A 26,846-nucleotide genomic window follows, 5' to 3' on the forward strand; every position below is an offset into this window, starting at 1 on the left:
AGAAAAGAGGGCACTTCATCAATGATGGTCACCATGTTACCCCCTGACTATGCCGTGACTATGTATAAATGTGACAAAACGTAACAAGAGTGGGGTGAGATCACCGAAATAGCATCCAGAAGAGATGTTCTCCATGGTTACTACCTAGACTGACAATTGAATCAGTGAAAATCAGGTACGACCGTCAATATGCCAATAACACGCTTTCACAATGCTCTACACCGACAGCATTGGCTGCCTGGTATTGTCGTCATGCTGTTGCTCGCCCTCACCCTCCATCAGACGCTGGAACAGCTCGTCGAATTCAACAAACAAGATTCTCTCCATAGTGCGACTCACTTGCAGTCTCAGTTTAAGCAGATGACAGCCTTCCTCGAAGCCATGCGAGGCCAGGCAGAGGAACGGCTGCGCAGCAATCCGCAGTCGACGCTGACCCGCCAGCTTTATAAGGTCCTTCACGTAGACCCGACGCGAAGATTCTCACTGGATCAGATCCCCCCCGACCTGCCCGTCGGGCTCGTTGGCAATCTGACCGGGCTAGGACCATTGCCTGACCCGGGCGGCGAGCGCGAAGCCAGGATCCACCTGGCATTAAGCCTCTCGCCTTTATTGTCCACCGCCACCAAGTTGCTGAAAGACAAGGTCACCTGGGTTTATTTCACCGGGGCAGATGATTTTATCTATGTCTATCCGTGGGTGCCCTCAAGCCGCTTTCATTTTCAACGAAAACTCTATCAACAATCCTACTGGCTGGATGCCCTGCAAAAGCAAAACCCCAGCCAGCGCGTCATCATATCGCGTCCCTACGCAGATACTGCAGGTCAGGGAATGATGATCACGCTGTCCAAGCCCATAGTGCGGGAGCAGATGCTGGTGGGAGTCATCAGCATGGATATTTTACTCTCACGGCTCGATGAGATGATGAGGGAACACGCACCACGAATTGGAACCCTGTTTCTGGTCAATCAAGATCACCATATTCTGGCCAGCAGCGCGCGGGAGCATAGCCGAGCCCCCAAGCCGGTAGAGGCATGGGATGGCTATCGCTGGCTCCAGGGGGCGTTTCAGTTCCAGTACGCCATTCCTGACACCGGGCTCACCCTGCTCCATCGCGTCCCTTTGCCTTCCCTGCTGTGGGCCCTGCTCAGTCAGTCCGCACCAACCCTGATCGCCCTCTTCTTCATGGCCTGGGCCGTGCTCGCCAACCTCAAGTCCCGCCGCCTGAACCGGCAGCTGGACTACCTCTCCAGTCACGATGCCCTGACCGGCGCCTTCAACCGCCACTACTTCGACGAGTTCGAGCGCCGCCATCAACAGCGCGGGGGCAGCGTCGGGGTGATCATGTTCGACTGCGATCACTTCAAGCAGGTCAACGACCGCTTTGGCCACGAAGTGGGCGATCAGGTACTGATCCAGCTGGTGCGCCTGTGCCAGCAGCACCTGCGGCGGGAAGATGCCCTGATCCGCTGGGGCGGCGAGGAGTTTCTGCTGCTGGCGGCCAAAGGGGGCGAACCACTCGACCAGCTGGCCGAGCGGTTGCGCCAGCACATCGCCAGTCACCCCTGGCAGGCGCTGGCGCCAGCGCTGGCTGTCACCATCAGCCTCGGCTATCACCACAGCAGCGCCGAGACGCCGCTGCAGGAGGTCATTCGGCGGGCCGACGTGGCGCTCTACCAGGCCAAGGCCAACGGGCGCAACCGCAGTGAACCTTGGCAGGATGACGGCGCCGGCAACTGCGGGTAAGCTGATCCCCTCACTCATGTTCGGAGAGACAAAGTGGCACGAAAACCCCGTGTGGGACTGGCTCTTGGCAGCGGCGCAGCCCGTGGATGGGCACACATCGGCATCATACGGGCGCTGGAGCGGCTCGGTGTCAAACCGGATCTGGTGGCCGGCTGCTCCATCGGCAGCTTTGTCGGCGCCGCCTATGCCGCTGGTGAACTGGACAAGCTGGAGAGCTGGGTGCGCGGCTTCAGCCGCTTGCAGGTGGTCAGCCTGCTCGATCCGGCCCTCTCCGGCGGCCTGTTTCGCGGCGAGAAGGTGTTCGGCATCGCCGCCAATCACTTAGGGGATCCCGCCATCGAGAGCCTGCCGCTCCCCTTCGCCTGCGTCGCCACCGAGCTCGACACCGGTCGCGAGATCTGGTTGCAGCAGGGTCCGCTGCGCCAGTGCGTGCGCGCCTCCTGCGGCATGCCCGGCATCCTGACCCCGACCCGGGTCGACGATCGCTGGCTGGTGGATGGCGCCGTGGTCAACCCGGTGCCCATCTCGCTGGCTCGCGCCATGGGAGCCGAGGTGGTGATCGCGGTCAACCTCAACGCCGACATGCACCAGCCCTGGACCGACGAGCCGGACGAACCCAGTGGCGGCAACCGCTTCAGCCAGTGGTTCAACCGGGGCGACAGCCCCAACACACCCGGCATGTGGAGCGTGATGACCGGCTCCATCAACATCATGCAGGAGCGCATCACCCGAGCACGGATGGCTGGCGACCCGCCCGAGATCCAGCTCTGCCCGCGCCTTGGCAGCTTCTCCATCATGGATTTCCACCGCGCCAGCGATGCCATCAACGAAGGCGAAGCCTGCGTCGAGCGCAACGCCGATCAGCTCAAGGAAGAGTTGTCCCGCTTAGGCCTCATCTAGCACGGTTCACCGGATCCGCATCACCAACAAAAAGAGCGCCTTGCGGCGCTCTTTTACTGTGGAAACGGCTGGTCTAGAACAGCCCCAGCCCCTTGAGCATCACGATCAGGATCAACAGCGGCGACACGTAACGGATGATGAAGAAGAGCGGCTTGAGGATGGCCAGCTCCAGCTCGCCACCGTTGGTCAGCGCCTCCTTCATCCGCTCGAAGCCCCACACCCAGCCCACGAACAGGCAGAGGAAGATGCCGCCAAGGGGCATCAATACGTTGGAGGAGACGAAATCGAACAGGTCGAAGAAGGTCTTGCCGGCGATCTGTACCTCCGCCAGCGAGCTGTTGGAGAGCGCGCAGGTCGACCCCACCGCCCCCAGCACCAGCAGGTTGAGCAGGGTCGCCTTGGGGCGGCTCATGTGGAATCGCTCTGACACCACCGAGACCGGCACTTCCAGGATGGAGAGCATGGCACCGGTGGCGGCGATGGCGGAGAGCACGAAGAACAGCACCATGAACAGGTGGCCAAACGGAATGCTGGCAAACACCGCCGGAATGGTGATGAAGAGCAGGGAGGGACCGGCGGTGGGCTCAAAACCGAAGGCGAATACCGCCGGGAAGATGGCGATGCCGGCCAGCATGGAGACGAACAGGTCGGCACACATCACCCGGAAAGTGGTCAGCGGGATGTTCTGATCATCCCGAAAGTAGCTGCCATAGGTCATCATGCAACCCATGCCGATGGAGAGTTTGAAGAAGGCGAGCCCCATGGCGGTCAGCACCACCCCGGCGGTGATCTTGGAGAGATCCGGCGAGAACAGAAAGTGCAGCCCCTGGCTGGCCCCGGGCAGGGTCAGGCTGCGGATGCCGATAACGAGCAGCAGGATGAAGAGCACCGGCATCAGCTTCTTGGTGACCGCCTCGATCCCCTTGGAGACCCCCATCAGCAGGATACCCCCCATCAGGATCAGTACCAGCCACTGCCAGAGCAGGCTCTGCAGCGGGTCGCTTATCAGCGCCCCGAAGGCCGCCCCGGTCACCTTGGGATCGGTCGACAGGATGGAGCCGTCAACGGCCTTGAAGATGTAGGCAAAGACCCAGGCCGCCACTTCGGAGTAGAAGGACATGATAAGGAAGGCGGCCAGCACCCCCATCAGGGCGATCAACCACCAGGGCTGCCCCTTGGGGGCCAGCTTGCTGAGGGTGGTGACGGCGTCGGACTTGCCTTTGCGCCCCAGCATGATCTCCGAGATCATCACCGGCAGGCCGACCAGCAGGGTGGCGATGACATAGACCAGCAGGAAACCGGCGCCGCCGTTTTCGCCCGTCAGGTAGGGAAACTTCCAGATATTTCCCAGCCCGACGGCTGAGCCCAGGGTGGCGGCAAGAACGCCGAATTTGCTGGTAAAGCCATCTCTGGCCTTGGGAGTGATTTGACTCATGCTTGTCTCACTGTGCGCATCATGCGAGGGGTACTGCTAATTTTAGCGGTCGGAATTTTCTGAGGATTGATTCGGCTTGCCAAGGTATTTTCGTGAAAAGCCTTGGTGAGAGCACAAATAGCCAAATTTAATTAAATCAATAATAAATATGATGAATAAAAAATGCCGCCTCGAGGGCGGCATTTTTGTCAGGGCTCAATCAGATCAAGCCTTGGCAATATCGTCCGGACCGATCTGGCCGATCTCGGCGACTTTCTTGTCAGCCAGCAGCCAGAGGGTGAACTTGTGCAGTTCCGGGTGGTGAGCCAGGGCCACCAGGAAGGCGCCACCAACTTCACGATAACCCAGCTCATAGTTCTTCAGGGTGGTCGGGGGAACGCCCAGCAGATCAGCAAACTTGGGACGGCTCAGGCCGACTGCTTCACGGATCTGACGGATCTTCTTACCAACAGTTACGATATTTGAATTCATATTGTTCCATACTCCGTACGGCGGATTGACTCCACCTTTATTTTTCGCGACGACTCGTAGTCAAGTGTATCAGTTTTGAACGGACTCGTTATGGTCGAGTCTCTATCTTTAATCAGCGTCTTTCGACGACAACCCTTGCAAACATCGGGGATGGTAATCGCTCAACCGCCTCAGGTAAACAGTCTCGAAAAGAAACCTTTATTGTTGCCACAGGAATTACTCGTATAATCCGCGGGCTATCCCTTAAGAGTAAGAACTCATGGCACTTCCCGGCATAATCTCCTGTTTACACCCGGTATCCTCCCCCGCAGAACTCAGTCGCCAATTGCAGCAAGGCCAGCAGACTCGCGCCGAAGCCTTCTGGTTGCCCGCCGCCCTGCACGATCAGGCGGCAGCAGTTTTGGCTGCGCTGGATGACAAGAGCAGCCTGTTTCTCGACCAGCCCGTTGCCGGACTTTCCCTGCGCAGCCACGACGGCGTCATGCAGGAAGCGGGAACCCTGCTGCTTGGCAATGGCCAGCAGCTGACACTGGCCAGCACAAAAGGGGATGGCGGTCTGGTCCCCACCAGCGCGCTTGCCGAGATGGCCGACTGGCTCGAGGCGGGCCACCGCCACTTTTGCTGTTCAGCTGCAGTACAGCCTGTGGCCCGGGCCATCCTCAATATCTGGCCCCTCGACCCCTACCTGGCCCGGCATTTTTTGGTCAGTTTTACACCCTTACTGTGCGAAGCAACCGAGGCCGATTATCTGGCGGTGTTCCAGGCGAGGGAATCTCCCGCCATGGCGCAATCTGACTGGGTTCAGGCCTATATGAAACTCGAAAAGAGACTGCACAGATCCTATTTGGATCACTAATTAATCTGGATAAACAGCCAGTTACCCACACGACACAATCTGCCATATGGATTATGTGTGAGCTTGATCATGTTTTGAATTCGGCATAGAGTGCGCCACGTCATCGGAATGACACCGGCTGTTCGTGAAGGGGTGAACCATTGTTTTGGCAATGTCCCCCGCTCGCTAGTGCACCAGGAATGCGTGCCTCCCGGAAGGAACCGGGATCCCTGCCAGACTCAACGCTGTTGTTCGGCAGAGCCTGCAGCTTACATAAATTAAAAAGTGCGAAGCACGTGAACAACGTGCCATCTCAACGAGGATTTTTTTATGATGAAAATGGCTCCTTCCCTGATCGCCATCGCCATGGCTGCCATGGGTGCAACTGCCGCTCACGCCGCTGACGACATCTACTTCGGTGCCGGTGCCGGTGCTGCCCACTTCAACGGTCTGAACAAGATCGGTGGTGGCGGTTACGCTGGTACTGAAGACGCTGCTGCTGCCAACGCCTTCGTCGGTTACAACTTCACCGAAAACTTCGGTACCGAATTCGGTTACCAGTACGCTGGCCGCGGCAACACCGACGGTCTGCGTTACGAGAACCAGGGTGCCACCCTGTCCGGTATCGCTCGTCTGCCGCTGGGCGGCGACTTCTCCGCTTTCGCTGAAGGCGGCGCCTACTGGGCTCACACCGACGGTCTGGGCACCAGCGACACCAAAGTATCCCCGCTGGCTGGCCTGGGCGTGACCTACAAGGTCAACGACGCCCTGGATCTGCAAGCTCGCTACCGCTACATGTGGGACGTGGCTGACCTGCACGCAGGCGACGCCCCGGACGACGTACGCTACAAGTCCAACCAGAGCGTTGCGACCCTGGAAGCCGTATACCACCCGTTCCGTACTTCCTACGTAGCTCCGGCTCCGGCTCCGGTTGTTGAAGAAGCCCCGGCCCCGGCTCCGCAGGTAGTTGAGAAGAACTTCGCCCTGAACTCCGACGTGCTGTTCGCCTTCGGCAAAGACAGCCTGAAGCCGGAAGGCGTTGCTGCCCTGAACGCTCTGTACCAGCAGATCGTTGAGTTCCAGCCGAAAGATGGCAACGCTGTTGTCGTTGGTTACACCGACCGTATCGGTTCCGACGCCTACAACCAGAAGCTGTCTGAAGCCCGTGCCCGCACCGTTGCCAACTTCCTGGTCAGCAAGGGTATGGCTGCCAGCAAGGTTGCCATCGAAGGTCGTGGCGAAGCCAACCCGGTTACCGGCACCAAGTGCAACGGCGTGAAAGCCAAAGCTCAGCTGATCTCCTGCCTGGCTCCGGACCGTCGCGTAGAAGTTCGCGTATCTGGCGTACAAGAAGTTCAGAAGTAATCTGACGCCGTTCAGATAATGCGAAAAGGGGATGCCACGGCATCCCCTTTTGTTTGCCCACCGTCTGTTTTTGAGCAAAAACACAGCAACCAGCGTCACTTCCTGTCAAATCATTTCCCCCGGCTTCCTTCTCCATAATCACCGCAGCGCCGCGCCAGTGCTGGATATCTGTACAGAAACTTGATCCGTGCGAGTCAAAAGAATACAGTAAACCCGCTTGTAAGGTATTGGATGAACTATTAAAAGTGCATTCGGCCCGGTTAGTTGTCCATGAAGCCAAGGCTTCGTGAGTATCCAGGAACCATCTCTTTTTTCATTCAGACCAACCGTGGTTCACCATGGAGGTCGCAGTGAGACTGTCATCTGCGGCCGGTATAACTGAAAGAGTGCGCAGTACGCCCTAGCACGGCAAACTCAACGAGGATAAAACGATGAAAATGAAAATGGCACCCACCCTGATTGCTCTGGCCATCGCAGCCATGGGCACCACCACCGCTCAAGCCTCCAACGACTGGTACACAGGTATGGGCGCAGGTTGGGCTTATGGTCACGACCTGGACGACTTCGGCAAAGACGCAGACAAGGACGCCACCGCGCTCTCCCTGTTTGGCGGCTACAACTTCAACGAGAACTTCGGCGCCGAGCTGGGTTACCTCTATGCCGGCAAAGGCGGCGTTGACGGCGTTGACTTCAAGACCCAGGGCGCGACCCTGTCCGGTCTGGCCCGTCTGCCGCTCGGCGACATCTTCTCCGTGTTTGCAGAAGGCGGCGCCTACTTCAACCACGTCAACGGCAACGGCAGCAGCGACAACGGTACAGCCCCGCTGGCCGGTCTGGGCGTGACCGCCAAGCTCTCCGACCTGCTCGATCTGCAAGCCCGCTACCGCTACATGTGGAACCTGGGTGACGAGCAGAAGACCTGGGAAACCGACATGAGCGTGGCCACCCTGGAGCTGGTGATGCACCCTAACCGCACCACCTATGTGGCCCCCGTGCCCGCCCCGGCACCCGAGCCCGTTCCTGAGCCGGTGATGGTCGACAAGAACTTCTCCCTGAGCTCGGACGTGCTGTTTGCCTTCGGCAAATCCACTCTGAAGCCGGAAGGTGTGGCCGCCCTGAACACCCTGTATCAGCAGATCGTCGACGTTCAGCCCAAAGATGGCAGCGCCGTGGTCGTCGGTTACACCGACCGCATCGGCTCCGAAGCCTACAACCTGAAGCTGTCCGAAGCCCGTGCCCGCACCGTGGCCGACTTCCTGGTCGGCAAGGGTCTGCCGGCTGGCAAGGTCTCCATCGAGGGTCAAGGCAAGGCCAACCCGGTCACCGGTACCCAGTGCAACGGCATCAAGGCCAAGGCTCAGCTGATCTCCTGCCTGGCGCCGGATCGTCGCGTTGAAGTGCGCGTCACCGGTGTACAGCAAGTTCAACAGTAAGTCGTCAGCCCGCTGACCATGAAGGAGGCCATCAGGCCTCCTTTTTTATTCCCCTCGTCAGGCCCGTCATCCTGCTCCGCTTTTGTGCGCATTTCTGTGCACATTTCCTGCCAACCTGCCCCGTCAGCTGGTTAAACGCTCTGCATCACCTATAAATAGTGGTGGTTGTACTCAACAGGGCTTGCGCCCTACTACACCAGCATCGACGAGGATACGCGATGAACATAAAAGTAAAACCGGTTTGGATTGCATTGGCATTGGCGGCCACGGGTGCCCAGGCGGCGCCGGACAACGACTGGTACGCCGGGGTGGGTGGCGGCTGGGCCATCGCTCACGATCTGGGTGACTTTGGCAAGGATGCGAGCAAGGATGCCACCGCACTCTCCCTGTTCGGCGGCTACAACTTCACCGAGAACCTGGGAGGTGAACTGGGTTACCTGTCGACCGGCAACTGGGATGTGCAGGGCAATGACTTCAGCAGCCAGGGTGCCACCCTGTCGGTGATTGGGCGGCTGCCGCTGGGGGATATCTTCTCGGTGTTCGCCGAGGGGGGCGGTTACCTCTACCACGTCAAATCCGTCAACGGCGGTGACAACAACCTGGCTCCGCTGGCCGGCCTCGGCCTCACCGCCAAGCTGCACGACTGGGTCGACATCCAGGCCCGCTACCGCTATCTGGTCCGGGTCGGCGACGATCCTGACAACGACAAGGTGGGCAGCGGCACCCAGCGCTGGGTCAGCGACATCAGCACCGCCACCCTGGAGCTGGTGATCCACCCCAATCGCAGCAAACCGGTCGAACCGGCCCCCGCCCCCATGGTCGTTCCCCCGCCACCGCCCGCCCCCGAGCCGGTGGACCAGACCTTCAACCTGAGCTCGGACGTGCTGTTTGCGTTCGGCAAGGCGGATCTCAAGCCGGAGGGGATGCAGGCACTCGACTCGCTCTACCAGCAGATCGTCGACGTCCAGCCCAAGGATGGCAGCGCCGTGGTGATGGGCTACACCGACCGCATAGGCACGGATGCCAACAACCAGAGGCTGTCGGAGGCCCGCGCCAGCACGGTCGCCAACTTCCTGATCGGCAAGGGGCTGCCCGCCGACAAGGTGAGCATCCAGGGCAATGGCGAGAGCAACCCGGTCACCGGCAGTCAGTGTGATGCCATCAAGGCCAAAGCCGCCCTCATCGACTGCCTGGCTCCGGATCGCCGGGTGGAAGTGCGGGTCACCGGTACCCAAGGGAGCGCCGAGCCCGCCGCGCCGGAGATGCCAGCAGAGCAGTGAACCAGGCCGAGCAGAAGGCCGGACGTGTGACCAGGTGCAGATGACAGCGCGCCGGCCAGCAAGCCCGCCACGCCATGCACAAAAAAGGGATGCCGAGGCATCCCTTTTGCTTTGCGCCTTCCCGCCGAAATCAGAAGGAGGTGCGGCGATAGCGACGATACTCGGGGCGCCAGAAGTTGGCCTCGATGGATTGATCGATCACCTCGTCCGGAGTCTGTACCGCCTTGCCCTGCAGCATGGCGGTCTTGGCCACCATCTTGGCGATGTAGCGGGAAACCTCATGAATGTCCGCCAGATCCGGCAGCAAGGAGCCCTCCTCCCCCTTCACCAGCGGCGAGCACTCCGCCAGTGCGCGACTGGCCGACATCAGCATGGCGTCAGTCACCCGAGTGGCACCGGCGGCGATGACGCCAAGGCCGATCCCCGGGAAGATGAAGGAGTTGTTGCACTGGGCGATGACGTAGCGCTTGCCCTTGTACTCCACCGGCGCAAACGGGCTGCCGGTGGCCACCAGCGCCTGACCGTCGGTCCAGCGGATCAGATCTGCCGGCGTCGCCTCCACCCGGGAGGTGGGGTTGGAGAGCGGGAAGATGATGGGACGGGCACAGTGCTTGTGCATGGTCTTGACCACCTCTTCGGTGAACAGCCCCGGCTGGCCGGAGACCCCGATCAGGATGTCCGGGCGACCGTGCTCCATCACCTCCAGCAATGAGATGTTGTCCCCCACCGGCCAGTCGGCGATGCGTTCTACCGGTTGGGAGAGGCGACGCTGGAAGTCGAGCTGGTTGGGGATCTTGTCGGTGATGAGGCCGAATCTGTCCACCATGAAGACCCGGCTGCGCGCCTGGGCATCGGTCAGCCCCTCGGCCTTCATCTGCGCCACTATCTGTTCGGCGATGCCGCAACCGGCGCTGCCCGCGCCGAGGAAGGCAACCCGCTTCTCGGAGAGCTTGGCGCCGGAGGCCTTGCAGGCGGCGATCAGGCTCCCCAGCGTCACGGCGGCGGTGCCCTGAATGTCGTCGTTGAAACAGCAGAGCTCGTTCTTGTAACGGTTGAGCAGCGGCATGGCGTTGTTCTGGGCGAAATCCTCGAACTGCAGCAGGATGTCGGGCCAGCGGCGCTTCACCGCCTGAATGAAGGCGTCGACGAACTCGGCATACTCTTCGCCCGAGATGCGCGGATTGCGCCAGCCCATGTAGAAGGGGTCATTCAGCAACTGCTGGTTGTTGGTGCCCACGTCCAGCACCACCGGCAGGCAGTAAGCCGGCGAGATGCCACCACAGGCGGTGTAGAGCGACAGCTTGCCGATGGGAATGCCCATGCCGCCGATGCCCTGATCGCCGAGACCCAGGATCCGCTCACCGTCGGTGACCACGATCACCTTGACGTTCTGCTTGGTGGCGTTCTGCAGCATGTCATCGATCCTGTCCTTGTCCGGATACGAGATGAACAGGCCGCGGGCGCGGCGGTAGATGTTGGAGAACTCCTCGCACGCCTTGCCGACGGTCGGGGTGTAGATGACCGGCAGCATCTCGGTCAGATGGTTGGTCAGCAGCCGGTAGAAGAGCGTCTCGTTGGTGTCCTGGATGTTGCGCAGGTAGATGTGCTTGTCCATGTCGTTGCCGAACGCCATGAACTGACGGTAGGCCCGCTCGGCCTGCTCTTCGATGGTCTCGATATTCTGGGGCAGCAGGCCTTCGAGGTTGAAGTTGCTGCGCTCTTCGCTGGTGAAGGCGCTGCCCTTGTTGAGCAGCGGGGTCTCCAGCAGGGCCGGACCGGCATAGGGAATGTAGAGGGGGCGTTTCTGGTTATTATCTTCAAACATGGATCGGGTACCTAAACGATGACCTGGACGAAGGAGTCCGCCGATCCTATGGGCTTGCGCCGTTAATTTCAAAGAGTTTGCACATCCGTTGCAAAAGGTTTGCGACCCAGGCGACGAAAGGCGCCTGGGGTCAGACCAGTGAGCCGGCGAAAGCGGTTGGCAAAGTTGGCGCCGTCGCTGTAACCGACCCGGCCGGCCAGCTCGCCCAGCGGCCAGTTGGTATAGAGCAGCAGCTGGCGCGCCTTGTTCATACGAAGCTCGGTGAGCCAGGCCATGGGGCTCATGCCGAACACCTGCCGGCAGAGCCGGTGCAGGTGGGGCACCGAGCAGGCCATCTGATCGGCCAGCAAGGCCACGCTCCAGGGCTCGTCGAGGCGTGCCTCCACCCGTCGAAACAACGCCTGCAACCGGATCTCGGGGGTGCCTCGCACCTCCCCCTGCAGGGTACGTTCCAAGAGCGCCAGCAGCAGGCTCAGCAGCTGGGGCTGCAGCGGTGAATGCACACCCTCCCCCTGCATCAGGCTGAGCAGATGATAGAGCGGCTCCCCCTCTTCCCCCTGCCAGATGCGGTGACCGAGCCGATGCAGGTGCTGCCAGCGCGGCACGTCGTCAAGCAGGATCCAGCTGGTGCGCCACTGCGCCCCCACCAGCTTGAGGCCGCCCGGCACTGCCGCCGGCAAGAAGATGAGCGAACCGGCCGGGATGGGCTGCTCACCGTCATCGGTGAGCAGAGCCCCCCCTTCGTCGTGGCTCACCATCAGGATGTGAAACTCAGGCCGGTTGCGGCGGATCAGGTAGTGATCGCGGATGTGCGAGAGCCCGGTCAGGAAGATGCCCGCCTCCCCGAGCAGTGGCAGCCCTTCGCGCCCCAGCATTCGCTCCTCGCAGGCCGGGGCGATTTCCAGACACTCGCTGACAAACGGCATAGCACCTCAACAGGATAGTTTTGCACAAGAAAGCCGAGAGAGGCTCACAGTGAAGCCACCCGCTACTCCCCCTATCATACCCATGACAAACCTTGCTTTTTATCTACCCGGTTAACATAAATGAATTATTGGCAAGCGATTTTAAAACAAACCACCGATCGCGAGTTCATGACCCGATTGTGGCGGCTGGCCCTGCCGGTCTCACTACAATCCATGATGTTCTCCCTGCTCGGTCTCATCGACATCATGATGGTGAGCCAGCTTGGCACCACGGCTGTGGCGGCGGTCGGCTTGGGTAACCGGGTCTTCTTCTTCAATCTACTGGTGATAGCGGGACTCTCGGGCGGGGTCTCGGTATTGGCGGCACAATATTACGGTCGCGGCGAGATGGCCGGTGTGCGCCGCTCGCTGGCGCTGGCGCTGGTGGGCGCCCTGGCGGTGAGCCTGCCGTTTGCCCTCGTCTACCTGCTCTCACCTGGCAGCGTGCTCGGCTTTGCCAGCCAGGAGCCCGCGCTGCGCGAGCTGGCCGATCAGTTTCTGATGATCACCGGCGCCACCATCCTCTGCACCGCCGTGGTGGTGCCGTTGGAGTCGGCGCTGCGCTCGGTCGGCAATGCCGCCGCCCCCACCCGCATCGGCATTGTCGCCATCATCGCCAACGTCATCCTCAACTACGCCCTCATCTTCGGCCATTTCGGCTTCGAGGCCATGGGGGTGGCCGGCTCGGCATGGGGTACCACGATTTCGCGACTGCTGCAGACTGCACTGCTGCTGTGCTATGTGTGGCGCATCGAACCCCGTCTTATCCCACGTAAGCAAGACTGGCTGGCCGCCTTCAAGCGCAAGGAGGTGGTGCGCTTCACCCTGATCGCCCTGCCGCTGCTGCTGCACGACGGGCTCTGGGCCTTCGGCATGCTGCTCTACGGCTTTCTTTACGCCCACCTCGGCACCGACTCGCTGGCCATCATGACCACCCTCGGCACGTTGGAGAGCATCCTCATCTCCCTCTTCTTCGGGTTGGCGGTGGCCTGCTCCACCCTGCTCGGCCACCGGCTCGGGGCGGAGGAGTACGAGGTCGCCTGGCAGCACTCCCAGCTCTTCCTGCTGCTCGCCCCCATCGGTGCCCTGCTGGTAGGGATCGCGGTCTGGCTGCTGCAGACCCACCTGCTGCAGTGGGTCGGCAATCTGCCGGGCGAGCTGATGACGGAGGCCGGCCAGGTGCTCGCCATCCTGTGTCTGGGGATGCTGCTCAAGGTATTCAACATGGTGGGCATCGTCGGGGTATTGCGCTCGGGCGGGGACGTGAACTACAGCATCTTCATCGACATCGTCGGCATGTGGTGTATCGGCCTGCCGCTCGCCTGGGGAGCGGTCAACCTGCTCGGCTGGCCCCTCTCCTGGGTGGTGGCGGTGATCCTGCTGGAGGAGCTCAGCAAGATGCTGCTGGTGCAGCGCCGCATCCGCCAGCGCCGCTGGCTGCGCAATCTGGTGCTGGGATAAGGGAAGAGAGCAAAGCGGGAAAATGCGGGGTCATATCAATGACAGAAAATCCCCGTTTGCAGTATGCTGGCCTCCTCTTCAATCAGAGGCAGGGCCGACCCTTATGCCCCCTGCCCAGTAGTCGTTTAAGGAGACGAGCATGCAACCACAAAAAGAGCTGATCACCGAGACTGCCCTGCTGGAGATGGCCAACAAGATCATCAAGGAACACGAAGACTTCATCCACGGCATGCGCGCCGACTCGGTGGAGCAGAAAGGGGAGATCCTGGTGTTCAAGGGGGAGTTCTTCCTGGCCGAAGATGGCACCCCGACCGGCAAGACCATGGCGGTGTTCAACATGTTCAAGCTGCTGGCTCAGCAGCTCTCCGGCAAGTACCAGCTGGGCTGAGCCCGCCCAACCCCGCTCAAGCAAGATGCCGCCCTCAGGCGGCATCTGTCTGTATGGCGGCAGGCTGTGCCGGCGTGCCGCTCGGCTCCCCCACCACGCAGTTGCGCCCGGCCATCTTGGCCATGTAGAGGCACTCGTCGGCCCGATTGAGCAGATCCTCCACCCCCTCGCCACGCAGGGCCAGGGTCAGACCGATGCTCACCGTCACCTCCAGCAGTTCGTCGGAGGTGGGGCTCTTCACCAGCCGCGCCTCCACCGCCACCCGCAGCCGCTCGGCCACCCGCTTGGCCTGGGCCAGCTCGGCGCAGTCGGGCAGCAGAATGGCAAACTCCTCACCGCCGTAGCGGCCCAGTACCATGCCGGGCTCCAGCTGCTCCGCCAGGGTCGCCGCCACCTCTTTGAGCACCGCATCCCCCGCCAGATGGCCGAAGGTGTCGTTGATGCGCTTGAAACGATCCAGATCCAGCAGCAGCACCGCAAACGGCACCTGCTTGCGTACCATGCTCATCCTTGCCTTCTCCAGCTGCTTCATCAGCAGGCGGCGGTTCATCATGCCAGTCAGCTCGTCGGTGGTGGACTCCCGATAGAGCTGCAGCAGCATGTTGAGCTGACCGCACTGCACCCAGCTGCTGGCCAGGGCAAACAGCCCCAGCAGCCAGATCTGGTTGAGGGTCTGCACGCTCCAGAGCGGCTGCCCCACCAGCAGCCAGTTGCCGGCCAGCATGGTGACCAGAATGCCCCCCGCCAGCTGCAGGCCGAGGGAGAGCGGAATGGGGAAGATGGCGAACAGACTGATGAGCAGGTAGGGGAAGGCCATGTAGCCCGCCTGCAGCTCCTGATCCGCGCCGAAGCTGTGCAGGCAGATGAGGGAGAAGAGCATCATCACCGCCATCAGGTAGCCGAGCGCCAGCTTCATGCGTCCGCGTTTGAAATGGATGAGGTAGGAGAAGGGGATGAGCGGGGAGAGGGCGAGCAGGCAGAAGATCCGGGCCTGAAACAGTTCATCGAACTGGGCGGCAGGCAAGGTCAGCCAGTCCACCACCGCCCAGGCGGGCAGGCCCACCATCAGCAGACAGGTGAGCAGCCGAAGACGCACCGTCATAAAGCCCATGCGGGTCAGGGTAAAATCTTCGGAGTGGGCACGGGCACTCCAGAACTCCGACAGCTTCAGCATCCAGAGCCTCCAAATCGCAACAGAGGCCTCATTCTACGCCGTGCGGCGGCAAAATCCTATGCAACCTGGGCCATTTACGGGCGAGCGCCGTCACACAAACCGGCGGATCATAATCGCCACGCGCAAACGTTTCAACCCATCAAAAAATAAACCCGTTTCCAGCCTAATTAGCGCTGGCCAGCCCGTTCTCAATCACTAAAATAGCGCCCAATTTTCTCCCCCCTCCCCCACACATTCGAGGTATTTATGGAACAGGCTGCCGTCGTACGCGCAACCCGAGAGGCCCATCCCCCCAGACGAGCCCACAGCGAACTGGTCTACGGCATAGAGGATGTCCCGCCCCTGCCCCAGACCCTGTTCGCCGCCCTGCAGCATATGCTCGCCATGTTTGTCGCCATCATCACTCCTCCTCTCATCATCGCCAACGCCCTCGGCCTCCCTGCCGCCGACACCCGTTATATCGTCTCCATGTCGCTGGTCATGTCCGGCATCGCCTCCTTCATCCAGACCCGCCGCTTCGGCCCCCTCGGTTCCGGCCTGCTCTCGGTGCAGGGCACCAGCTTCAACTTCCTCGGCCCCATCATCGCCTCCGGCCTCGCCCTCAAACAGGCGGCCATGCCCACCGAGGATCTGCTCGGCACCCTGTTCGGCACCATGCTGGCGGCCGCCCTCACCATCGTGGTGATGAGCCGCTTCCTGCACCTGGTCAAACGGATCATCACCCCACTGGTGACCGGCATCGTCGTGCTGCTCATCGGCCTGACCCTCATCAAGGTGGGCCTCATCAGCATGGGAGGCGGCTATGGCGCCCTGTCGGACGGCAGCTTCGCCAGCCACACCAACCTCTTCCTCTCCCTGCTGGTGCTCGGCCTCATCGTGCTGCTGCAGCGCAGCCGCAACCCCTGGCTGCGCCTCTCCGCCATCATGATCGCCATGCTGGTGGGCTATGCGGTGGCGCTGCTGCTGGGCAAGGTCAACGCCCCCACCTTCGACGGCCCGCTGCTGATGGTGCCTGTTCCGCTGCACTACGGGCTCGGCTTTGACTGGCAGCTGTTCGTGCCGCTCGCCATCATCTTCGTGGTGACGGCGCTCGAGGCCATCGGCGACATGACCGCCACCTCCGACATCTCCGGCGAGCCGCTGGAAGGGCCCGTCTACATGGAGCGGATAAAGGGGGGCGTGCTGGCCGATGGCGCCAACTCCATGCTGGCGGCGGTGTTCTCCACCTTCCCCATGTCCACCTTCGCCCAGAACAATGGCGTCATCCAGCTGACCGGGGTGGCCAGCCGCCACGTAGGCCTCTTTATCGCCGCCATGCTGGCCCTGCTCGGCCTGTTCCCGGCGGTGGCGAGCTTGGTGCAACAGATCCCCGAACCCGTGCTGGGCGGCGCCACCATCGTCATGTTCGGCACCATCGCCGCCGCCGGCGTGCGCATCATCTCCCGCGAGGAGCTCGACCGCCGCGCCCTGATGATCCTGGCGGTGTCGCTGGCCATGGGCCTCGGGGTCGCCCAGGTGCCGGAAGTGCTGCAGCACCTGCCGGATCTGGCCAAGAGCGTGCTCTCCTACGGCGTCGCCACCGGCGGCCTCACCGCCATCATCATGAACCTGCTGCTGCCCAAGCGCGCCACCGCACAGGCCTGACACTCCATAGTCCTTGCACCAAAGCCCCGCCCATGCGGGGCTTTACCTTGCCTGCCGCCACGGGTAGTGTGCTGGGCAGCCTCTGCTCAGGATGCCTGCCATGCCCTATACCCTGCTTCCCCCCCTGCCCAGCAACCACACCCCGGATCGGATCCTGGCCCAGGAGCAACTCTGGTTGCGGGAGTGTGCCCATGACCGCCAGCCCCGCGCCCACCTCTGGCAGGCCCCCCAGAGCCTTATCGTCACCCGCAAGGACACCCGCTTGCCCCGCTACCAGGCCGCCTGCGAGCAGCTTGCTGCCGAGGGCTGGCCCGTGCATGTGCGCGACAGCGGCGGCACCGCCGTGCCCCACGGCGCCGGCATCCTCAATCTGTCGCTCATGCTGCCTCGCACCACCACGGATCTGGCTCACTACTACCGGCTGCTAGGGGCACCGCTGCTCGCCCTGCTGGGGGAATACGGTCTTGAGGGCAGCTATGACTTCGTGCCCGGCTCGTTTTGCGATGGCCAGTACAATCTGGTGATCGGGGGTCGCAAGGTGACCGGCACCGCCCAGCGCTGGCTGGCGCCGGGTCAGGATCATGAAGGCGCCGTGCTGGCCCAGGCCATGCTGCTGGTGGCCGGCAACGTGGACGAGGGCACCCGGATGGCGAGCCGCTTCTACGAACTGGCGGGCGGCGAGCTGCGCTTTCTCCCCGCCACCTCCACCACCATGGCGCAAGCCATCGCTTGGCAAGGGAGCGAGGGTGAACTGGTAGAGAGGGTGAAAGCCCGGCTCACCGCGCTGCTGAGCAAGGAGTGAGCACAGCGCCCTGCTGCCGGGCACAGCAGCCTGCACCCCTCATAAAAGCGCCCATAGAAAAAGCCACGACCCGGGTCGTGGCTTTTCGTTTTGAATGGATGGCCGTGGCATCAGGCTGTCTGCGGCTCGGGCTCGGACTCCGTATCGCTGTCCCGGCTGAAGTAGGCGCGGGTCTCGGCGATAACCACGTGGCGCAGGCCGATAAGGCCGATGAGGTTGGGCACCGCCATCAGGCCGTTGACGATGTCGGCCAACAGCCAAATCATGTCCAGATGCAGGAAGGCGCCGCACGCCACCAGCACCAGGTAGATGAGGCGGTAGGGCTTGATCGCCTTCACCCCGAACAGGTACTCGGTGCAGCGCTCGCCGTAGTAGTTCCAGCCAAGGATGGTGGTGAAGGCAAAAAACAGCAGGCCGATGCTCACCAGATACTGGCCGACATGGGCATCGAGCCCTTGGGCGAAGGCCAGACTGGTCATGGCCGCGCCGCTCGCATCGCCGCTCCACACCCCGGTCACTACCAGGGTCAGGCCGGTCATGGTGCAGATGATGATGGTGTCGATGAAGGTGCCGGTCATGGAGACCAGCCCCTGCTCTACGCAGGAATCGGTCTTGGCCGCCGCCGCCGCGATGGGGGCCGAGCCCAGTCCCGACTCGTTGGAGAAGACCCCGCGCGCCACCCCGGACTGGATCGCCAGCATGATGCCGGCGCCGACGAAGCCACCGGTGGCCGCATGGCCGGTGAAGGCGCTCTGCAGCACCAGCGCCACTGCATCCGGCAGGGCGGCGGCGTTGCTCACCAGCACGCCGAGGCAGGCAACGATATAAAAGATGGCCATGAAGGGCACCACCTTGCTCGACACGCTGGAGATGGACTTGATCCCCCCCAGGGTCACCAGTGCCACGATCAGGGTCAGCAGCACGGCGGTCACTTCCCGGGGCACCGAGAAGGAGAGGCTCATGGCGTCACTGATGGCGTTGACCTGGGGGAAGGTGCCGATGCCGAAGAAGGCGACGCCGATGCCAAACAGGGCGAACAGTTTGGCGAGCAGCTTGGAGCCGAGCCCCTTCTCCAGGTAGTACATGGGGCCGCCCGCCATCTGGCCATTGGCGTCCTGCTGGCGATATTTGACCGCCAACAGGCACTCGGCATACTTGGTGGCCATGCCGAACAGGGCGGCCATCCACATCCAGAACAGGGCGCCCGGGCCGCCCAGCTTGATGGCGGTGGCGACCCCGACGATGTTGCCGGTGCCTATGGTGGCGGAGAGGGCGGTACAGAGCGCGCCGAAGCTGGAGACATCTCCCTGCTTGCCCTGACCCTGATCGCGGCCAAAGACCAGTCGCAGGGCGAGCGGCAAACGCATGACCTGAAGCAGACCCAGACGCAGAGTGAGGTAGACGCCGGTCCCGACCAGCAGGATCAGCAGGGGTGGCCCCCAGATAAAGCTATCGATGGCGGCGAGCGCCGATTGAATTGATGACATGCATCCTCCTTAAGAAACAGAAATTAAGGAGGAGAAGGATGATCTTCCCATAGGTGTCGCGATCGGCCAGAGGCGATCGGATGCGGGCCAAAAACGTGTTCACACTCTTACTGCGAGGCCGTGATCAAGGCTCATGCGCTGCTCGAAAGCCTCATGTATTCACATACACTCCGGTTCCTGTGCTGCTCTTTACCTTGCTGACGACCTCTCGTTACAGACCGTGAACAGTTTCAAGCTCAGGTACAACCATCCCATCCCCTCTGTCCTTTTGCCTGAGAGTTTCCGGCGCCGGATTGCGATGCAATCACGGTGCCTTGCTCCTTCGGCGCCCGATTCAACGGGTCTCTCCAGAGTATCGTCCAGTAGCAGTCCACACCGGTTGCCCGGTACCTGAAAGATTCACTTCTTCGGTGGATGGTTGCCCATCGCTCTCCTGCTACCTTCATCCGAACTAGTTTGGATTAGGAAGCGGGCATGGTAATCCAAAAAGTGTGAGCTGTCTCCCACTCGCGCCCCCTCGTCGCCGATTTTTTTCGATCCCGGCCAGGCTGGGGCCGAATGTTATTTGTTCGTTAACTATCAATACGTTAGATAAGGTTGCCTGCACAACCTGCCGCTCGCTAGTCGAAACATGGGCCATATCAAGATGATCTTTCGTCTCGACCAGAAAAACTTGCCGACATATCCAATCAAAAGGGTTGCACACAAACGCAATAAGCCGATAATCCCGCGCATAACTAAGCACTTCGCAAGGAAGTTATGCAATGTGCCTGGTTGGTCCCACCGGACCGCTCGCCTGACCCGGCCGTCGCCGGTTCAATCGCATATGGCTTGGGCATATCACGCCCCCTAAGGATGACCAAAAGAGAATGAACGAGACCCTGGTTGCACAAGATTACCGTCAGCTGGTTGAACAATTCGGCTCCCCCCTGCTGCTGCTCGACAAGGCAGCCGTCCGCAAACAGTATCGGGCCCTGGCCGCCGCCCTGCCCGATGTACGATTGCACTATGCACTCAAACCCCTGCCCCACGAGGCAGTGGTCTCTGTCTTGAAGGAAGAGGGGGCCTGTTTCGATCTGGCCACCAATGGCGAAGTGGATCTGGTGCGCAGTCAGGGTGTCCGCCCGGGGCGCTGCATTCATACCCATCCCATCAAGCGCGACAGCGATATCCGCTATGCGCTGGAGTACGGCTGCACCGTGTTTGTCTACGACAACCCGCTGGAGCTGGAGAAGTTCCTCCCCTACAAGGACGAGGTGAAACTGCTACTGCGGGTGAGCTTCCCCAATCCCGAGACCAAGGTCGATCTCTCCAAGAAGTTCGGCTGCACTCCGGAGCAGGCGCTGCCCCTGCTGCAGCTGGCCCATGCCAAGGGGATCAAGGTAATGGGGCTGTCGTTCCACGTCGGCTCCCAGGTGCCCCATGCCCGTCGCCACGTACAGGCCATCGACGCCTGCCGCGAGATCATGGAGCAGGCCTGGGAGCTCGGCCTCAAGCCCTGGGTGCTGGACATCGGCGGCGGCTTCCCGGTGGATTATGAGGGCGGCGAGTTCGACATCGACGGCTTCTGCGCGCCGATCCGCGAGGCGCTGGCCAAGCTGCCGGCTACCGTGCAGAAGATTGCCGAGCCGGGCCGCTTCATCAGCGCGCCGGCCATGACCTCGGTATCCAGCGTGATGGGCAAGGCCCATCGCGGCGACAAGATCTGGTACTACCTGGATGACGGTCTCTACGGCAGCTACAACGGCCAGCTCTATGACCACGTCACCTACCCGGTGAGCACCCCGCTGGCTCGCGGCGAGCTGCACAACTCGGTGCTCTCAGGCCCGACCTGCGACAGCGTGGACGTGATCCGCGACGGCATCATGCTGCCGGATCTGGCCATCGGCGAGCTGGTGGTGGGCCGGGTGATGGGGGCCTATACCTGGGCATCGGCCTCCACCTTCAACTTCTTCCCCAAGGCAAACATCCTCATTCTGGACAGCGGCCAGAAAGGGCAGAAGATGGTTGCCGTGGCCTGACAGGCCTGCGCCAAAAAAGAAGGGGGAAGCCGATGCTTCCCCCTTCTTGTTATGGTCTGGCGAATCGTCAGATAAACTGGCTGGTCAGCAGCCAGCCGGTGTAGGCGACGAAACAGGCGAGCAGCACGCCCCCCTCCAGCCGGTTGATGCGCCCCTGCCCCTTGCGGCCCAGGCACATCACCAGCAGCAACAGGGTCAACCCCATCATCAGGCTCCAGTCGCGGGAGAGCACCTCAGGTGCCACGTCCAGCGGGTGAATGCCGGCCGCGATGCCCACCACCGCCAGGGTGTTGAACAGGTTGGAGCCGAGCACGTTGCCAAGAGCCAGATCATGCTCGTTCTTGCGAATGGCAATGAGGGAGGAGGCCAGCTCCGGCAGCGAGGTGCCGATGGCGACTATGGTGAGACCAATCACCAGATCGCTGATGCCAAAGCCCTGGGCTATGGTCACTGCGCCCCATACCAACAGGCGGGAGGCACCGATCAGCAGCACCAGCCCGACCACCAGCCAGAACAGGGCCAGCTTGAGGGACATGCCTTCGCTGTCGATGCTCTCCTCGGTCTCCGCATCCAGCGCATCCCCCTTGCCGCGCATGCCGGCCCAGATGGACCAGCCCATCAGCGCCAGGAACACCACGCCGAGGATGGCGGCGTCCGTGCGATCCAGGCGACCATCCAGCAACAGGGCGCCGGAGAGCAGGGTGATGCCGAGCAGGATGGGGATCTCCTTGCGCACCACCTGAGAGGCCACGGCGATGGGGCTGATCAGGGCCGTCAAGCCGAGAATAAGGGCGATATTGGTGATGTTGGATCCATAGGCATTGCCGAGCGCCAGCCCGGGATTGCCCTGGGAGGCCGCCAGCGCGGAGACCACCATTTCAGGGGCCGAAGTACCAAAACCGATGATCACCATGCCGATGAGCAGCGGCGGCATACCGGCATAACGGGCAGTGGCGGCGGCACCGTCCACGAACTTGTCGGCACTCCAGACCAGCAACGCCAGTCCGGCAATCAGGGCAACAAAAGCCAGGGTCATATTTTTCTATCTCATCCACGGCAAACACGAGAGCCAGGCAACTTGCCTGGCTCCATCCAAACGCGGCAACAGTGTAACGGGCCGCCTTGCTATTTCAAGATGAAATCAAACGGCGATTAATCTTTCACAGCGCCGCCAGCAGACTCTCGGCATCCGACACCTCGAACTTGCCCGGCGCCTCCACGAAGAGCCGCTCCACCACGCCGTCATTGGCGATGAGGGCAAAGCGCTGGGCGCGCACGCCGCCAAAGGCGCCGGTCTCCTTGGCCAGCCCCAGGGCCCGGGTCCAGCTGCCGTCGCCGTCCGCCAACATGGTGATGGCAGCGGCGTTCTGGGCATCCTGCCACGCCTTCATCACGAAGGCGTCGTTGACCGACAGGCAGCAGATGGCATCCACCCCTTTGGCCTTGAACCGATCGGCCAGCACCACATAGCCCGGCAGATGGGCGTTGGAGCAGGTGGGGGTAAAGGCGCCGGGCACCGCAAACAGCACCACCCGCTTGCCGGCAAACAGGCTGTGGCTATCCCGCTGTTGTTTCCCCTCTGGGGTGATGAAGGTGAATTCGCCCGCAGGCAGGGTCTGACCCGTCGCAATCATTGTGCTCATCCTTAAGTGGAGGGAAGGAGCCCCAGTCTACCCCACGGCCGCGCTGTGACACAGGCCCCCCTTTACCGGGATCATTTGAACTAACCTTGAGCAGGATCAGCCGACCAAGGAGGCTTCATGCAGCACTATTACGATGGACTGGAAATTCGCCCCTCCCCCCTGCGCGAGCAGCAGCAGCTGGATCAGCTCAACCACCTGCTTGCCCATGTCGGCCAGTATTGTACCGGTTACTCCAGCGCCTACCGCCAGCGCCGCCTGCAGGATCTGGGGGAGTTGGCCAGCCTGCCCCTGCTCAACGCCGGCGAGCTGTTCGCCGCCCAGCAGGCCCACCCGCCCTTTGCCGGCCTTACCGGCCGCCCCGCCAGCCAGGCGCTGCGGGTGTTTGCCTGCCCCGGCCAGCTGGCCATTCCCGAATATGCCGGGGCCGACTGGTGGGGGGCTGCGCGGGCCCTGTTCGCCGCCGGTTTCAAGGCCGGGGAGGTGCTGCTCAACGGTCACGACTATCACATCAGCCCCACCGCCTTCATCTTCGACAACGGTGCCCGCCAGCTGGGGAGCCCGGTGGTACCCTGCGGCCCCCACGATACCCGCCGCCAGCTGGAGGCGTTGCAGCGCTTTGAGCCGACCGGCTTCGTCGGACCGCTGGCGGTGCTGCTGGACCTGCTGGAGGCGGCAGAGCGGGCCGAGGTGCCGAGCGACAGCCTGCGCTGCGCCCTGCTATGCGAATCGTCCCACCCCGACACCCGGCCGCTGCAGGCGGTGCACGGCATCCGCGCGCTCAACTGCCTGCTGCTGCAGGATGCCGGGGTGATAGCCTACGAGAGCCAGCCCGGCCAGGGGTTCATCGTCAACGAGAACTGTCTGGTCGAAATCATCGATCTGGCCAGCGGCGAGCCGGTCATCGGCGACACCGTCGGCCAGCTGGTGGTGACCCGGCTCGATCTGGAATACCCGCTGCTGCGCCTGGTGACCGAGTGGCAGGGCCACTGGCTCGCCGGTGCCAGCCCCTGCGGGCGCACCAACCGGCGGCTCAGGCTGGTATGAGGTTCCATCCGTCCAGAAACAGAACGGGCAGCCACTGGCTGCCCGTTCTGCATGCAACGCTGCTCAGCGCCGCGCCTGCCAGGTGGCGATGGCGAGCAAAGAGTCGGGGGTGAATTCGGCAGCCCGCGCGGCTATCTCCGCCTGGCTCATCCAGCACACCTCGCTCACCTCTTCGGCCTGCAGCCGCAGCGGCCCCTGATAGTGGCAGCTATAGAGGCCGCCCCAGACCCGGTAGCCCTCCCCTTCGGCATAGAAGGTGCCAAAGCCCTGCAGCGGCACCCCTTCGATGCCCAGCTCCTCGGCCAGTTCGCGGCGGGCGGAGGGTTCCATCTGCTCGCCCGTGGTGACCACGCCGCCGGCGCAGGCGTCCAGCATGCCGGGGCAGAAATCCTTGCTGAGGGTACGCCGCTGCACCAGGATCCGGTCAGCCTCGTCGAGCACCAGGATATAGCTGGCGCGGTGGCAGAGGTTCTCTCGCCGCACCTTGGCGCGCTCGGCCACGCCGATCACCCGGTTCTCTCCATCCACCACATCCACCCACTCCACACGCAGACCCTTCTGATTCATCCAAGTGACCGCAGTATATCGGGGCAACGGCTTGTCATGGCAGCCTTTTTTCGCTCCCGCCCCACACGGGCAGCCAATCCTGGTGGAGGACAAACCGGATTCATACAAACCTCCATAAATTGTCACATCCGTGTCACCTGGCGAGGCCATAGTGTGCCCTGTCCACGCAACAGGTGTTTTGTGATGAAGGTGTTCAAGAACTTGTCTCCCCGCCAGATTGCCCGCTACATCAAGAGCTTCCATCACGGCAGCTTCATGGTGGAGACCCACGGGCGGTTCGAGTTCAGCGGCGGCGAGATCAATCTGGAGAGCCTGACCTGCCGTCAGACCCTGAGTCTGGCCCGGCAGATCAATCTGGAGGTTCGCGGCCTGCGCCACACCACCCTGCTGTTGGGGTAACTTCCATAGTCCTTTCTGTTTTGTAGTCTGCGTCCATGCTTTTACTACTTGCCCGCCGCTCACCAGAGTGCGGGCTTTTTTATGGACGACATCCCCCCATGCGGCTCAATGCTGCAGGATCTGGGAGAGGAACAGCTTGGTCCGATCCGACTGGGGGTTGTCGAAGAACTGATCCGGCACGTTCTCCTCGATGATCTGTCCCCGGTCCATGAAGATCACCCGATCCGCCACCTGCTTGGCAAACCCCATCTCATGGGTGACGCAGAGCATGGTCATCCCCTCGTGGGCCAGCTCCACCATGACGTCCAGCACCTCACGCACCATCTCGGGATCCAGCGCCGAGGTGGGTTCGTCAAACAGCATCACCTGGGGGTTCATGCAGAGACTGCGGGCGATGGCGACTCGCTGCTGCTGACCGCCGGAGAGCTGACCCGGATACTTCAGGGCCTGCTCCGGGATCCGCACCCGACGCAGGAAGTTCATGGCGATCTCTTCGGCCTCCCTGCGCGGCAGCTGCTTGACCCAGATGGGCGCCAGGCAGCAGTTCTCCAACACGGTCAGGTGGGGAAAGAGGTTGAAGTGCTGGAACACCATGCCCACCTCCCGGCGCACCGCCTCGATGTTCTTGAGATCCGAGGTCAGGGCCGTACCCTTGACCAGGATGTCCCCGCTCTGGTGCTCTTCCAGCCGGTTGATGCAGCGGATCATGGTGGACTTGCCAGAGCCCGATGGCCCGCAGATGACGATCTTCTCCCCTCTGCCCACCTGCAGGTTGATGTTGCGCAGCACGTGAAACTCACCGTACCACTTGTTGACTGCTTTCAGTTCGACGACAGCGTCCGTTTTCATCTCAAAACTACTCCTAATGCTTGTGGCCCGTGTTGAGTTTGCGCTCCAGATAGATGGAGTAGCGGGACATGCCAAAACAGAACATCCAGAAGATCATGGCGATAAAGACATACGCCTCGGTGGAATACCCCAGCCAGGCCGGATCCGCCAGCGCCACCTTGGAGATGGCCAGCAGATCGAACAGCCCGATGATCAGCACCAGGCTGGTGTCCTTGAACAGGGAGATAAAGGTGTTCACCAGCGAGGGGATGGTGATCTTGAGGGCCTGCGGCATGATGATGAGCCCCATCACCTTCCAGTAGGAGAGCCCCAGGGCCTCCCCCGCCTCATATTGCCCCTTGGGGATCGCCTGCAGCCCGCCTCTCACCACCTCGGCCACATAGGCCGCCTGGAACAGGATGATGCCGATGAGCGCCCGCAGCAGCTTGTCGAGCTCCACCTCGGTACTCATGAACAGCGGCAGCATGACTGACGCCATGAAGAGCACTGTGATGAGCGGCACCGCCCGCCAGAACTCGATGTAGACGGTGCAGAGGCTGGCGATGACCGGCATGTGGGAGCGACGCCCCAACGCCAGCAGGATGCCGAACGGCAGCGCAACCACTATACCCACCACCGCCAGCACCAGGGTCAGCATCAGCCCGCCCCAGCGGTTCGTCTCCACCACCTCCAGCCCAGCCCCGCCATGGATGAGGAAGAAGGCGATGACAGGGAACACCAGCAGGGTGAACAGCGCCAGCCACCCCTTGCGCGGGGTCTTGGGCCAGATGAGCAGGGCCAGCAGCGCCGCCAGGCCGGCGAAGGTCAGGTTGATGCGCCAGTACTGATCGGCCGGGTAGAAGCCATAGAGGTACTGCCCCAGCCGGCTCTCGATGAAGATCCAGCAGGCGCCGCCCTGGCCGCAGGCCTCGCGGCTGCTCCCCTGCCAGGTGGCGGAGAACAACGCCCAGTCCAGGGCAGACCAGATCAGCGGCAGCAGCAGATAAGCCAGCGCCAGGGTCAGCAGGCCGTTCCACCAGTTGGGAAACAGATTCTGCCTGAGCCAGGCGACCAGGCCCCGGCGATGGCTGGGAGGCGGCAAAGCCTCCTGCAAGTCGTTCACGAACATGACAGCT

At 62.1% G+C, this 26,846-nt stretch carries 24 protein-coding genes and 1 riboswitch; of the genes, 13 read left to right on the plus strand and 11 right to left on the minus strand.

Features of this window, described 5'->3' with window-relative positions:
* Nucleotides 1-189: 189 nt before the first annotated feature.
* Nucleotides 190-1,743, plus strand: coding sequence for a sensor domain-containing diguanylate cyclase (locus tag CK627_RS23210; RefSeq protein ID WP_095593177.1), 1,554 nt, complete (start codon nucleotides 190-192; stop codon nucleotides 1,741-1,743).
* Nucleotides 1,744-1,776: 33 nt separating this feature from the next.
* The gene (locus CK627_RS19725; RefSeq protein WP_005298608.1) at nucleotides 1,777-2,643 is read left to right on the plus strand and encodes a patatin-like phospholipase family protein; all 867 of its coding nucleotides are present in this window, start codon (nucleotides 1,777-1,779) and stop codon (nucleotides 2,641-2,643) included.
* Between the two features lie 73 nt (nucleotides 2,644-2,716).
* Here the strand turns inward: CK627_RS19725 and CK627_RS19730 are convergent, their stop codons facing one another.
* Nucleotides 2,717-4,078, minus strand: coding sequence for a sodium-dependent transporter (locus CK627_RS19730; protein ID WP_005298606.1), 1,362 nt, complete (start codon nucleotides 4,076-4,078; stop codon nucleotides 2,717-2,719).
* Between the two features lie 204 nt (nucleotides 4,079-4,282).
* Nucleotides 4,283-4,549: a helix-turn-helix domain-containing protein gene (locus tag CK627_RS19735; RefSeq protein ID WP_005298604.1), complete on the minus strand. Its 267-nt coding sequence runs from the start codon at nucleotides 4,547-4,549 to the stop codon at nucleotides 4,283-4,285.
* Nucleotides 4,550-4,808: 259 nt separating this feature from the next.
* On the opposite strand from CK627_RS19735, the gene CK627_RS19740 reads away from it, so the two are divergent.
* The 4 genes from CK627_RS19740 to CK627_RS19755 all read left to right on the plus strand — a co-directional run bounded on the left by CK627_RS19740 (nucleotide 4,809) and on the right by CK627_RS19755 (nucleotide 9,462).
* The gene (locus CK627_RS19740; RefSeq protein WP_005298598.1) at nucleotides 4,809-5,405 is read left to right on the plus strand and encodes a hypothetical protein; all 597 of its coding nucleotides are present in this window, start codon (nucleotides 4,809-4,811) and stop codon (nucleotides 5,403-5,405) included.
* A gap of 309 nt (nucleotides 5,406-5,714) precedes the next feature.
* The gene (locus tag CK627_RS19745) at nucleotides 5,715-6,749 is read left to right on the plus strand and encodes an OmpA family protein (protein WP_017766527.1); all 1,035 of its coding nucleotides are present in this window, start codon (nucleotides 5,715-5,717) and stop codon (nucleotides 6,747-6,749) included.
* A gap of 431 nt (nucleotides 6,750-7,180) precedes the next feature.
* On the plus strand, nucleotides 7,181-8,182 hold the full coding sequence (gene ompA, locus CK627_RS19750; RefSeq protein WP_005298595.1) for a porin OmpA: 1,002 nt from the start codon (nucleotides 7,181-7,183) through the stop codon (nucleotides 8,180-8,182).
* 218 nt (nucleotides 8,183-8,400) lie between these two features.
* Nucleotides 8,401-9,462 (plus strand): OmpA family protein, encoded by a 1,062-nt coding sequence (locus CK627_RS19755; protein ID WP_095593178.1) that lies wholly within the window; start codon nucleotides 8,401-8,403, stop codon nucleotides 9,460-9,462.
* Between the two features lie 130 nt (nucleotides 9,463-9,592).
* Here the strand turns inward: CK627_RS19755 and CK627_RS19760 are convergent, their stop codons facing one another.
* On the minus strand, nucleotides 9,593-11,287 hold the full coding sequence (locus CK627_RS19760; protein ID WP_010634704.1) for an NAD-dependent malic enzyme: 1,695 nt from the start codon (nucleotides 11,285-11,287) through the stop codon (nucleotides 9,593-9,595).
* 68 nt (nucleotides 11,288-11,355) lie between these two features.
* On the minus strand, nucleotides 11,356-12,213 hold the full coding sequence (locus CK627_RS19765) for a helix-turn-helix transcriptional regulator (protein WP_167385394.1): 858 nt from the start codon (nucleotides 12,211-12,213) through the stop codon (nucleotides 11,356-11,358).
* Between the two features lie 120 nt (nucleotides 12,214-12,333).
* Here CK627_RS19765 and CK627_RS19770 point away from each other — a divergent pair, with 120 nt between their 5' ends.
* A complete protein-coding gene (locus tag CK627_RS19770; protein WP_095593179.1) occupies nucleotides 12,334-13,713 on the plus strand; it encodes an MATE family efflux transporter in 1,380 nt (459 codons plus the stop codon).
* A gap of 139 nt (nucleotides 13,714-13,852) precedes the next feature.
* Nucleotides 13,853-14,101: a YciN family protein gene (locus tag CK627_RS19775; RefSeq protein ID WP_005298586.1), complete on the plus strand. Its 249-nt coding sequence runs from the start codon at nucleotides 13,853-13,855 to the stop codon at nucleotides 14,099-14,101.
* A gap of 34 nt (nucleotides 14,102-14,135) precedes the next feature.
* Here CK627_RS19775 and CK627_RS19780 read toward each other — a convergent pair whose 3' ends face one another.
* A complete protein-coding gene (locus CK627_RS19780) occupies nucleotides 14,136-15,275 on the minus strand; it encodes a GGDEF domain-containing protein (protein WP_095593180.1) in 1,140 nt (379 codons plus the stop codon).
* A gap of 246 nt (nucleotides 15,276-15,521) precedes the next feature.
* Here CK627_RS19780 and CK627_RS19785 point away from each other — a divergent pair, with 246 nt between their 5' ends.
* Together CK627_RS19785 and CK627_RS19790 are read left to right on the plus strand one after the other, a co-directional pair.
* Nucleotides 15,522-16,919, plus strand: coding sequence for a nucleobase:cation symporter-2 family protein (locus CK627_RS19785; RefSeq protein WP_095593181.1), 1,398 nt, complete (start codon nucleotides 15,522-15,524; stop codon nucleotides 16,917-16,919).
* A gap of 100 nt (nucleotides 16,920-17,019) precedes the next feature.
* Complete coding sequence (locus CK627_RS19790; RefSeq protein WP_095593182.1) at nucleotides 17,020-17,721, plus strand: lipoyl protein ligase domain-containing protein; 702 nt, start codon at nucleotides 17,020-17,022, stop codon at nucleotides 17,719-17,721.
* Between the two features lie 110 nt (nucleotides 17,722-17,831).
* Here the strand turns inward: CK627_RS19790 and CK627_RS19795 are convergent, their stop codons facing one another.
* Nucleotides 17,832-19,208, minus strand: coding sequence for an alanine/glycine:cation symporter family protein (locus CK627_RS19795; protein WP_095593183.1), 1,377 nt, complete (start codon nucleotides 19,206-19,208; stop codon nucleotides 17,832-17,834).
* A 250-nt stretch (nucleotides 19,209-19,458) separates the two neighbouring features.
* Nucleotides 19,459-19,569: riboswitch (glycine riboswitch) on the minus strand.
* Nucleotides 19,570-20,077: 508 nt separating this feature from the next.
* Between CK627_RS19795 and CK627_RS19800 the strand changes: the two genes are divergently transcribed.
* Nucleotides 20,078-21,229 carry a type III PLP-dependent enzyme gene (locus CK627_RS19800; RefSeq protein ID WP_017788538.1) on the plus strand — a complete coding sequence of 384 codons (1,152 nt, stop codon included), beginning with the start codon at nucleotides 20,078-20,080 and terminating at the stop codon, nucleotides 21,227-21,229.
* Between the two features lie 67 nt (nucleotides 21,230-21,296).
* Here CK627_RS19800 and CK627_RS19805 read toward each other — a convergent pair whose 3' ends face one another.
* Together CK627_RS19805 and CK627_RS19810 are read right to left on the minus strand one after the other, a co-directional pair.
* On the minus strand, nucleotides 21,297-22,265 hold the full coding sequence (locus CK627_RS19805; protein WP_005298570.1) for a calcium/sodium antiporter: 969 nt from the start codon (nucleotides 22,263-22,265) through the stop codon (nucleotides 21,297-21,299).
* Nucleotides 22,266-22,389: 124 nt separating this feature from the next.
* The gene (locus tag CK627_RS19810; RefSeq protein WP_021463332.1) at nucleotides 22,390-22,863 is read right to left on the minus strand and encodes a peroxiredoxin; all 474 of its coding nucleotides are present in this window, start codon (nucleotides 22,861-22,863) and stop codon (nucleotides 22,390-22,392) included.
* A 126-nt stretch (nucleotides 22,864-22,989) separates the two neighbouring features.
* Between CK627_RS19810 and CK627_RS19815 the strand changes: the two genes are divergently transcribed.
* Nucleotides 22,990-23,916 (plus strand): phenylacetate--CoA ligase family protein, encoded by a 927-nt coding sequence (locus tag CK627_RS19815; RefSeq protein WP_005298566.1) that lies wholly within the window; start codon nucleotides 22,990-22,992, stop codon nucleotides 23,914-23,916.
* 63 nt (nucleotides 23,917-23,979) lie between these two features.
* Here the strand turns inward: CK627_RS19815 and yfcD are convergent, their stop codons facing one another.
* Nucleotides 23,980-24,483 carry an NUDIX hydrolase YfcD gene (yfcD, locus tag CK627_RS19820; RefSeq protein ID WP_017783488.1) on the minus strand — a complete coding sequence of 168 codons (504 nt, stop codon included), beginning with the start codon at nucleotides 24,481-24,483 and terminating at the stop codon, nucleotides 23,980-23,982.
* A 183-nt stretch (nucleotides 24,484-24,666) separates the two neighbouring features.
* On the opposite strand from yfcD, the gene CK627_RS22705 reads away from it, so the two are divergent.
* On the plus strand, nucleotides 24,667-24,882 hold the full coding sequence (locus CK627_RS22705) for a DUF1107 domain-containing protein (protein WP_005298562.1): 216 nt from the start codon (nucleotides 24,667-24,669) through the stop codon (nucleotides 24,880-24,882).
* Nucleotides 24,883-24,987: 105 nt separating this feature from the next.
* Here the strand turns inward: CK627_RS22705 and CK627_RS19830 are convergent, their stop codons facing one another.
* Together CK627_RS19830 and CK627_RS19835 are read right to left on the minus strand one after the other, a co-directional pair.
* Nucleotides 24,988-25,731 carry an amino acid ABC transporter ATP-binding protein gene (locus tag CK627_RS19830; protein ID WP_005298561.1) on the minus strand — a complete coding sequence of 248 codons (744 nt, stop codon included), beginning with the start codon at nucleotides 25,729-25,731 and terminating at the stop codon, nucleotides 24,988-24,990.
* A 13-nt stretch (nucleotides 25,732-25,744) separates the two neighbouring features.
* Complete coding sequence (locus CK627_RS19835; protein ID WP_095593185.1) at nucleotides 25,745-26,839, minus strand: amino acid ABC transporter permease; 1,095 nt, start codon at nucleotides 26,837-26,839, stop codon at nucleotides 25,745-25,747.
* Nucleotides 26,840-26,846 lie beyond the last annotated feature (7 nt).

Source organism: Aeromonas dhakensis (assembly GCF_002285935.1).
Classification (GTDB): domain Bacteria; phylum Pseudomonadota; class Gammaproteobacteria; order Enterobacterales; family Aeromonadaceae; genus Aeromonas; species Aeromonas dhakensis.